Source organism: Streptomyces sp. IBSBF 3136 (assembly GCF_036815105.1).
Classification (GTDB): Bacteria; Actinomycetota; Actinomycetes; order Streptomycetales; family Streptomycetaceae; genus Streptomyces.
This window is the reverse complement of sequence record NZ_JAJSZC010000228.1, coordinates 1-5,124: the sequence shown is the minus strand read 5'-3', so window position 1 is coordinate 5,124 and position 5,124 is coordinate 1. Positions and strand designations below refer to the sequence as shown.

Here is a 5,124-nt window from a genome sequence, read left to right as displayed (position 1 = left end):
CCACACGCGCCAGGCCTCACAGTCGCCGGGCCTCGTGCGCGCCGGGCTCCCCGCATACACCGGGCCGCCCGGGCACAGGGGCCTCGCGGGCGCCGGACTCCGCCGACACCGGGCCGAGCAACTGCGAGGCTCCACACGCGCCAGGCCTCACAGTCGCCGGGCCTCGTGCGCGCCGGGCTCCCCGCAGACACCGGGCCGCCCGGGCACAGGCCCTCGCGGGCGCCGGGCTGCTCCGGCGGGCCGCCTCGTGGGCGGGGCTCAAGGGTTTGGCGTCCGGTGCGGGTGGCCCCGCCGGGCGGAGGCACGCGTGTCGATGGTGAGGGCCGCACGCCGTGGGCGTTGTGTGCCGGAACCGGCTGTGCCGCGCTCTCGTTCACATGCCCGCTGAGGCCCGGCGGTGTGCCTGGTCGAACTCTGTCAGCGCGTCGCCGCCGGTCTGCCACGGCCAGGCGCTGACGACGCCGCCGAGCGCCTCGAAGACCGGGTGGGCCTCACGGCGCCGGTCGGCGGCCATCAGCGCGTAGGCGAGGAGGTTGAGGTCGGCGAGCGCCCTGGCGTGGCGCAAAAAGCCGGGCTGCACCCAGGTGTGGGCCACCCGGTCGAGAGCCTGGGCCGCCATCGCCTGGGACCAGTGGTTGCGCGCGACCAGCGCCTCGAAGCCGCCCCGGCCGAGGACGGTCTGGTACTGGAGGACCTGGGCGGTCAACTCCGTGGCCGCGCAAGGGGCGTTGGCCGGCATCCGGGCGCTGAGGCCGTCCACGAACTCCAGGACCTGCATGCGCGAGCCGGACTCCTCCGGAGTGAGATAGGTGAGCATGCTCAGGTATGCCTCGCGGTTCCAGCGGTCGCGTCCGAGCACCTCGTTCCACACCCCGAACACCTGGGGCTGCTGCCAGCGTTCCACACGGGCCACGCCCAGCAGGACGACCCAGGGGGTGGGGTCCTCGGGGGCGAGTTCCGCGGCCCGGAAACAGCTCTCGATGACGTCGGTCCGGTCCTCCAGGTGTCCCCGCGAGCGGGCGCTCACCACCTGGGTCCAGGCGTGGAGGACGAGCGCGCTCGGGTTGCGCGGCTCGCGCGCGGCCCAGGAGCGGGGCAGATGGGAGTCGGCGAGGAAGTCGGCGAGCACACCGATGCGGTGCGTCCGCCGGTCCCAGTCCCCCGGGTCCTGGTCGAGGATCCGGGAGATCTGCGCCACGCACAGGTCCGTCGTCGCGATCGTTCCGGTCCTCGTGGTCGCCAGGAGACTCTTCAGCAGTTTGCCCAGGTCCTGGTCGTCGAGTTCCGGGGCGAGACGCGCCCGTCTGCGGCGACTTGAAAGAAATGCCATGCCCGGAGGCTAGAGGCGCTCACGATTCACACAAGGTTTCCACCGAGATCGTTATGGATTACACGTCTCATCTGCGGGTTACTCGTCCGTACCGCGATACGGGGAGACCACTCACGCCTCCGGCAGCGCGTCCGGCAGGCCGAGCGCGGCGGACACCTGGCGCCAGATGGCGGTGAGCGCCGTGTCGAGGGTGACGGCCGGGTCACGCAGCATGAGGCGGATGCCGTAGCCGTCGCTGAGGGACAGCACCAGGGTGCTGAGGCCGTCCACGTCGGCCGGTGCGAACTCCCCCGAGGCGATGCCGCGTCGTACCGCGCCGGCCACCCAGGCGTGCAGCTGCGCGTACAGGTCGACGGCGAAGGCCCGGGTGGTCTCGTCGCGCAGGGACCGGGCCCACAGCTCCTGCCACAGCCGCCAGTCCTGGCGCAGTTCGGGATCGGTGGGCAGCAGGCTGCGCAGGATACGGGCCAGTACGACCGCCGCCGGTGCCGTCTCAGCGTCGCGTTCGGCGTCGAGGGCGGTGTTGGCGAAGGAGTGGGTCATCGCCTCGGTGAACAGCTTCTCGCGCGTGTCGAAGTGGTAGTGCAGCAGGGCGGTGGACACGCCGGCCCGCTCGGCGACCATGCGCATACGGATCTTCTCGAAGCCGATCTCCGCGATGACCTCGCACGCCGCCGTCAGGATGCGCTCACGCGTGTCTGCCGTGCGCACTTTGGTCGACACCATGCCGCTCCCCTCGTCCGGTGGTCGTACGTCGTGACCATTTTTACTCACCTCGGGCCCGCCGGTGCGGCCGCCTCGGGTCGCGCTCGCGCGTCGTAGGTGTGGAAGCCCCGCCCGGACTTCCGCCCGAGCAGGCCGGCCTCGACCATCCGGGACAGCAGCGGCGGCGGGGAGTACTGCGGTTCGCGGAACTCGGCGTACAGCGACTCGGCGATGGCGTGGGTGGTGTCCAGGCCGATGAGGTCGGCGAGGGCCAGCGGTCCGACGGGGTGGGCGCAGCCCAGGACCATGCCGCGGTCCACGTCCTCGACGCTCGCGCTGCCCGACTCCACCATGCGGACGGCGGCCAGCAGGTACGGCACGAGCAGCGCGTTGACGACGAATCCGGCCTTGTCCCGGGTGCGGACGACCTCCTTGCCGAGTCTGCCGGTCACGAAGGTCTCGGCACGGTCCGCGGTGCCCGGCGAGGTGAGGAGGGACGGGACGAGTTCGACCAGCCGCAGGACCGGTACGGGGTTGAAGAAGTGCACGCCGACGACGCGGTCCGGTCGGGTGGTCGCGGCGGCGAGCCGGATGACGGGGATGGAGGAGGTGTTCGTGGCGAGGATGGTGCCGGCCCCGGTGACCACGGAGTCGAGGCGGGTGAAGACGTCGAGTTTGAGGCGTTCGTCCTCGGCCACGGCCTCGATCACGAGGTCGCGGTCGTGCAGTGCCTCCATCCGGTCGGTCACCGTGACCAGGGCGGAGGCGGCGTCGTGCTGGTCGGCGGTGATCCTGCCGTGCGCGGTGGCCCGGTCGAGCGATCGGGTGATGCGCAGGCGGCCCTCGCGGGCCGCCTCCGCGTCGCGCTCCACCACGGTCACCGGCAGGCCGGCCCGCGCACAGACCTCGGCGATGCCCGCGCCCATCAGTCCGCAGCCGACCACTCCGACGCGTTCGATGCCGGTCATCCGAGCTTCCCTTCGATCCGTGTGAGCGTGGGTGTCAGGCGGTGGGCAGGTCCAGCACGCCCGTGCCGCGCTTGACGAGTTCATTGGCGATGATCAGCCGCTGGATCTCGGAGGTGCCCTCCCAGATCCGGTCGACGCGCAGCTCGCGGTACATGCGCTCGACGGGGTAGGTGCGGTCGTAGCCGCGGCCGCCGAAGATCTGCAGGCACCGGTCGGCGACGCGGCCCGCGGCCTCGCTGGCGGCGAGCTTGGCGGTGGAGGCCTTGGCGTGCAGGGTCTTGCGGTCGGTGCCCGGCTGGTCGGCCTCCCAGGCGACCTGGTGGGTGTAGGCGCGGTTGACGGCGATGTCCACGGCGCAGTCCGCGAGCATCCCCTGGATCAGCTGGTACGAGGCGATCGGCGCGCCGAACTGCTCACGCTCCACCGCCCAGTCCCGGGCCAGTTGGAGGGCGCGCTCGGCGGCGCCGACGGTGCGGGCCGCGATCATCAGGCGCTCGTCGGTGAACCACTCCTTGGTCAGCTCGTAGCCGTTGCCGACACCGCCGAGCACGTCCTCGTCGGCCACGAAGACGTCGGTGAAGGTGAACTCGGGGTGCCCGTTGACCGCGGAGTGCATGAAGCGTGGCACACGGGTCATCTCGACGCCGGGCGCCGCCTTGTCGACGAAGAAGAGGGTGGGCAGCCGGTCCGGTCCGGCGTCCGCCTGCACCAGCAGGAAGTCCGCGATGTCGCCGCAGGTGACGAACCACTTCTCACCGTTGAGCAGCCAGCCGCCGTCGGTGCGGGTGGCGGTGGAGGTGCCGGAGGAGGGGTCGGAGCCCGCGCCCGGCTCGGTGACGGCGAACGCGTCGAACCTCTCGGCCCGGATGACGGGCAGCAGGTACTTCTCGCGCTGCCGTTCGTCGCCGTACGCGAGGACGTTGGCCGGCCGCCAGGGGATGTCCCAGAGGCAGTTGGTGACCTTCCCGAACTCCTCCTCCACGATGACCTGGTCGAGGAGGCGGAGACCGGCGCCGCCCCACTCGGCGGGCATGTTGATGGCGTAGACGCCGGCGTCCATCGCGGCCCGGGTCAGTTCGGTGACGAGGTGCTGGGGCAGGGGGCCGCCGGCCTGCTCGGACCGGTCCTCGTAGCGCATCAGCAGTCGGGCGTAGTCGGCGGCGCGGCGCTTGAGGTCGGCCTGCTCGGGGGTGTAGCGCATGTCCATGGGGGCCTCTTCGGTCGGTCACACGGTCGGGTCAGGCGAGTACGGCTCGGGAGTCCAGGGCGAGGACCCCGTGGGGGCGCACGAGCAGGGGGTTGACCTCCAGTTCGGCGATCTCGGGGTGCGCGGCGGCGAACGCGGTGACGGTCTCGACGGCCGCCGCGGCGGCCGCGACGTCGACGGGCGGGCGGCCGCGTACGCCGTCGAGCAGGGCCGCGGTGCGCAGGCCGCGCAGCAGGCGCTCGGCGCGGTCGGCGGGCGCGGGGGCCAGGGTGAAGGCGACGTCGCGCAGCGCCTCGGCCAGGACTCCGCCGAGGCCCACCATGGCGACCGGCCCGAAGCGCGGGTCCCGTTTGACGCCGACGATCAGTTCGACGCCGTCGGTCAGGTCGGCCATTGCCTCCACGGAGTAGGAGGAGGCGCCGAGGCGGGCGTGCATCTCACGGAAGGCGGCGAGCAGTTCGTCGGGGCCGGTCAGGCGCAGGGCCACACCGCCCGCGTCGGACTTGTGCAGCAGGTGCAGCGCCTTGAGGACGTAGGGGCCGGGGAACTCCGCGGTCACGGCGAGCAGTTCGGACTCGCCGTGGATCTCCCGGGCGGCGGGGAAGGGGAGTCCGGCGGCTTCGAGCGCTCTGCGGGTCTCCAGATAGCCACTCTCCCGCAGGGGTGGCGCGGTGCGGGGAAGCGGGACGACGCCGGTGTGCGGTGGGCGGGGCGCGGTGGCGGCGAGGGCACGGGCGGCGTCCTCGGTGGCGGCGAAGACCGGGACGCCGGCCGCCGTGAGGGTGCGGCAGCTGGGCGACGTGGGGTACATCGACTGCACCACGAGGGGCTTGGCGGTGGCGGAGTGCCGGGCGGCGATGACGCGCGCGGCCTCCTGTTCGCCGTCCGCGAGGACCGTGCCCCCTCCCCCGAGC

The 5,124-nt window shown here is 72.5% G+C and carries 5 protein-coding genes; all 5 read right to left on the bottom strand.

Annotated elements, in window-relative coordinates; genetic code table 11:
• Positions 1 to 373 precede the first annotated feature (373 nt).
• Positions 374 to 1,330, bottom strand: a complete 957-nt coding sequence (locus tag V7E45_RS33340; RefSeq protein WP_333777981.1) for a hypothetical protein — start codon at positions 1,328 to 1,330, stop codon at positions 374 to 376.
• A gap of 111 nt (positions 1,331 to 1,441) precedes the next feature.
• The gene (locus V7E45_RS33335; protein ID WP_333777980.1) at positions 1,442 to 2,056 is read right to left on the bottom strand and encodes a TetR/AcrR family transcriptional regulator; all 615 of its coding nucleotides are present in this window, start codon (positions 2,054 to 2,056) and stop codon (positions 1,442 to 1,444) included.
• Between the two features lie 44 nt (positions 2,057 to 2,100).
• Positions 2,101 to 3,003 (bottom strand): 3-hydroxybutyryl-CoA dehydrogenase, encoded by a 903-nt coding sequence (locus V7E45_RS33330; RefSeq protein WP_333777979.1) that lies wholly within the window; start codon positions 3,001 to 3,003, stop codon positions 2,101 to 2,103.
• Between the two features lie 34 nt (positions 3,004 to 3,037).
• Positions 3,038 to 4,210 carry an acyl-CoA dehydrogenase family protein gene (locus V7E45_RS33325; RefSeq protein ID WP_333777978.1) on the bottom strand — a complete coding sequence of 391 codons (1,173 nt, stop codon included), beginning with the start codon at positions 4,208 to 4,210 and terminating at the stop codon, positions 3,038 to 3,040.
• Between the two features lie 31 nt (positions 4,211 to 4,241).
• A partial coding sequence (locus tag V7E45_RS33320; protein ID WP_333777977.1) for an acetate--CoA ligase family protein occupies positions 4,242 to 5,124 on the bottom strand: 883 nt, incomplete at its 5' end.

What these genes read in the sequence shown, in the direction of transcription:
- V7E45_RS33330 (WP_333777979.1), bottom strand. Translation starts at nt 3,003, where the DNA reads ATGACCGGCATCGAACGCGTCGGAGTGGTCGGCTGCGGACTGATGGGC.
- V7E45_RS33335 (WP_333777980.1), bottom strand. Translation starts at nt 2,056, where the DNA reads ATGGTGTCGACCAAAGTGCGCACGGCAGACACGCGTGAGCGCATCCTG.
- V7E45_RS33340 (WP_333777981.1), bottom strand. Translation starts at nt 1,330, where the DNA reads ATGGCATTTCTTTCAAGTCGCCGCAGACGGGCGCGTCTCGCCCCGGAA.
- V7E45_RS33325 (WP_333777978.1), bottom strand. Translation starts at nt 4,210, where the DNA reads ATGGACATGCGCTACACCCCCGAGCAGGCCGACCTCAAGCGCCGCGCC.